Source organism: Streptomyces axinellae, assembly GCF_039532135.1.
In the GTDB taxonomy this organism is placed as follows: Bacteria; Actinomycetota; Actinomycetes; order Streptomycetales; family Streptomycetaceae; genus Streptomyces; species Streptomyces axinellae.
The window spans coordinates 1-3,208 of record NZ_BAAARJ010000055.1 but is presented as its reverse complement, the minus strand read 5'-3'; the positions used below and the strand labels follow the sequence as shown (position 1 = coordinate 3,208).

At 66.8% G+C, this 3,208-nt stretch carries 4 protein-coding genes; 2 read left to right on the top strand and 2 right to left on the bottom strand.

Features of this window, described 5'->3' with window-relative positions; genetic code table 11:
* Window positions 1–367 precede the first annotated feature (367 nt).
* Window positions 368–1,063 (bottom strand): DNA-3-methyladenine glycosylase, encoded by a 696-nt coding sequence (locus tag ABD339_RS33355; RefSeq protein WP_344570925.1) that lies wholly within the window; start codon window positions 1,061–1,063, stop codon window positions 368–370.
* A gap of 51 nt (window positions 1,064–1,114) precedes the next feature.
* Here ABD339_RS33355 and ABD339_RS33350 point away from each other — a divergent pair, with 51 nt between their 5' ends.
* A complete protein-coding gene (locus tag ABD339_RS33350) occupies window positions 1,115–1,897 on the top strand; it encodes a sporulation protein (RefSeq protein ID WP_344570924.1) in 783 nt (260 codons plus the stop codon).
* 24 nt (window positions 1,898–1,921) lie between these two features.
* Here ABD339_RS33350 and ABD339_RS33345 read toward each other — a convergent pair whose 3' ends face one another.
* A complete protein-coding gene (locus ABD339_RS33345) occupies window positions 1,922–2,353 on the bottom strand; it encodes a barstar family protein (protein WP_344570923.1) in 432 nt (143 codons plus the stop codon).
* Between the two features lie 176 nt (window positions 2,354–2,529).
* Here ABD339_RS33345 and ABD339_RS33340 point away from each other — a divergent pair, with 176 nt between their 5' ends.
* Window positions 2,530–3,066 carry a YbhB/YbcL family Raf kinase inhibitor-like protein gene (locus ABD339_RS33340; RefSeq protein ID WP_344570922.1) on the top strand — a complete coding sequence of 179 codons (537 nt, stop codon included), beginning with the start codon at window positions 2,530–2,532 and terminating at the stop codon, window positions 3,064–3,066.
* Window positions 3,067–3,208: the final 142 nt, after the last annotated feature.

Sequence of the window (3,208 nt, the reverse complement as noted above, 5' to 3'; positions counted from 1 at the left end):
AAAGGAAGGGACTTTTTCAAAGGAACCTCAACCCACCGGAAACCCGGCAGATCGGGGTATCAACATATCTGGCGTTGACTTTTGGCACGCTGTTGAGTTCTCAAGGAACGGACGCTTCCTTCGAAACTGATCGGCTCTGAAATATCCAGTACCGGTTTCTCCGGGCGCTGCCCTTTCGGTGTTCACTACGTTAGCGGGTTTTCCCCGAGACTCATAATCGAGTCGATGGGAGTCGATTTTCGGCGTGCCGAAAGCGACCCCGGTTATGGGGTACGTCGTAGGTAGTGAGTTGGCCGCTTACGGGGGTGCTGTCGACGGACCTTCAGGTCCGTGGCAAGCCGTCCCGTTTCAAGCGACTCGATCTACGTTAGGTCGTGACCTGAGTCGCGTCAAGTCCCGGCTTACGGTGCCTCGGCTTGTGTGGCCGGTAGGGGCTCACTGTGGGGTCGCCGTCCAGCCAGAAGCGCCAGGGGTGGTGGGCGCCGTCGCCGCCGACGCCGGTGCGGGGGCCGCTTCGTATGGCGGTGGAGGGGCCCGGTTGACCTGCGAGGAGGCTGAGGGGGGCGGTCTCGTCGCGGGTGCACAGGTCGGCACCGTTCAAGGTCCGGTCCACGGCGAGGGCTGTGGCGAGGCGGGCGGGGCCCTTGGCCAATTCCGTGTCCCTGCGGGCCTTGGGGCGGCGCTGCCTGGCCTCCTCTTCGCCCTGAATCACTTCTCCCCCACGCAGGAGAACGCCGCTGGCCTGGCCTTCGGGGCCGCAGACGAGGTTGAGACTCCACCACATCCCGTAGATGAAGTAGACGTAGGCGTGACCCGGGGGGCCGAACATGGACGCATTGCGTGCCGTCTTGCCGCGGTAGGCGTGGGAGCCGGGGTCGGCCTCGCCCGCGTATGCCTCGACCTCCGTGATGCGCAACTGCATCCGGCTCCCGGGCGTCGTGCGTACCAGGATGCGTCCCAGGAGGTCCGGGGCGACATCCAGGACGGGGCGGTCGAAGAAGCTGCGTGGTACATACGCGTGGCCGCCGGTCGTGGTGGGCTCGCTGTCTCGGCCTGCGATCATGCCGTCCGAGCCTACAAGAACGCGGTGCGTTCCCGGATGGGGAGGAATCGGATGGGATTCAAGAAGCTGTTCGCCAGCATGGGTGTCGGGGGTGCGTCGGTCGACACCGTTCTGCACGAGCCGAACGCGCTGCCCGGAGGGGTGTTGCAGGGGGAGGTGCGGATCCAGGGTGGCTCGGTGACCCAGGAGGTCGAGTCGCTGTCGGTCGGTCTTCAGGCGCGGGTCGAGGTGGAGACCAACGACGGAGAGGTGAAGCGGAACATCGAGTTCGGCCGGCAGCGGCTGGGCGGGGCGATCACCCTGGAGGAGGGTGCCGGCCATGTGGTGCCCTTCGGGCTTGAGGTGCCGTGGGAGACGCCCGTCACCACGTTCCTGGGGCAGCAGCTGGTGGGCATGGAGATCGGGGTCACTACCGAGCTGGCGATCGCGCGGGCGCTGGACTCTTCCGACCTGGACCCGGTGAACATTCACCCGCTGCCGGCGCAGCAGGCGATTCTCGACGCGTTCGGTTCGCTGGGCTTCCGCTTCAAGTCGGCGGACATGGAGAAGGGGCACATCCGCAATACGCGGCAGCAGCTGCCCTTCTACCAGGAGATCGAGTTCTTCGCGCCGCAGCAGTACCGGGGGCTGAACCAGGTCGAGCTGTCGTTCGTGGCCGACTCGCGGGGCATGGACGTGGTGCTGGAGATGGACAAGAAGCCGGGGCTGTTCACCGAGGGCAGCGACTCGTTCCGGTCGTTCCCGGTGGACTTCAACACCTTCGACCAGACGGACTGGGTGTCCTACCTCAACCAGTGGCTGGCCGAGGTCGGCGGTAAGCGGAACTGGTTCTGAGTCTCCGCTGAACCTGGGGCCGGATCAGCCCAGGAGAACGGTAAGGGGTGTGTCGCGTACCGCCCAGAAGCCGACGGCGGCGGTGAAGACCTCCGCCGCCGCCTCGGCGTCTGCCGGGTCCGCCAGCTCGAAGCTGGACCATCCGGTGGCGAGGATGAGGTAGCCGCGGGTGGTTCCCCACCAGCTCAAATCGGTGAGGAGGTCGGCGAGCGCGTCCCAGTTGTGGCCGAAGTAGTCGGGCAGCTCCAGGCCGGCGGCGCAACGTTCCATGAAGTCGGTCTTGTTCGTGGCGCCCGCCAGGTCCACCACGGCATCGACCCAGCCCGCCGCCTCCGCCTGCATCAGGGCGTCGGGTCCCACCGAGGGGAGCCGGTAGACGCCGGGGGGTACCGAGGCGTCGAAGAGGCCGGGCAGGTCGGCTTGGGGCAGCTCGGGCAGTTCCACGGGGCTGGTCATGATCGCACCACCGCTTCGGGGTCTCGTCGTGGTCACTCACCGGAGGGCGCTGACGGCCGAGCATGGGGCTGGGATGTACTGCGCGTGCCGCCGCACGACGTCATGGTGGCAAAGAGAGACGGCGCGGATCGTTAGGCTGGCCGGTACAGCGATTCGCGTGACGAGGAGGTTCCGACGTGACCGACCAGCAACGGCGCCCGCTCCCCCATGATTTCCACCCTCCGGTGCCCTCGTTCCGGGTGACGAGCGACGACCTGGCGGATGGCGGCCATCTGGGTTCCGCACAGGTGTACGCGGAAGGGAACACCTCTCCCCAGCTGAGCTGGGAGGGTTTCCCGGAGGAGACGAAGAGTTTCGCCGTGACCTGCTTCGACCCCGATGCCCCGACCGGCAGTGGGTTCTGGCACTGGTCGGTGTTCGACATTCCGGCTTCGGTGACGCTGCTGCCCGCCGGTGCCGGTACGGGTGACATGAAGGGGCTTCCACAGGGGGCCGTACATGTCCGCAACGACTTCGGTACCAGGGATTTCGGCGGCGCCGCGCCCCCTCCTGGCGACGGGCCGCACCGTTATGTCTTCACGGTGTACGCGGTCGGCAGTGAGCGGCTGGGGCCCGACGGGGACGCCTCGCCGGCTGTCGTCGGCTTCAATCTGCGCTTCCATACGCTGGCGCGGGGCCACCTGATCGCCGAGTACGAGATCCCCGCGAGCTGACGTCCGGGGCCGGGGGCGGGGGGTGTCTCTATGTTTTTGGTCAAGCGGTTTGGGGTGTGCGGGGTTCGTAGAAGGTGCCGTCGCGGAGCATGGCGTAGATGACGCTGATGCGGTGGCGGGCGAGGCGGAGGAGGGCTTGTGT

Coding starts and splice junctions, on each gene's coding strand:
- ABD339_RS33355 (WP_344570925.1), bottom strand. CDS start 1,063: ATGATCGCAGGCCGAGACAGCGAGCCCACCACGACCGGCGGCCACGCG.
- ABD339_RS33350 (WP_344570924.1), top strand. CDS start 1,115: ATGGGATTCAAGAAGCTGTTCGCCAGCATGGGTGTCGGGGGTGCGTCG.
- ABD339_RS33345 (WP_344570923.1), bottom strand. CDS start 2,353: ATGACCAGCCCCGTGGAACTGCCCGAGCTGCCCCAAGCCGACCTGCCC.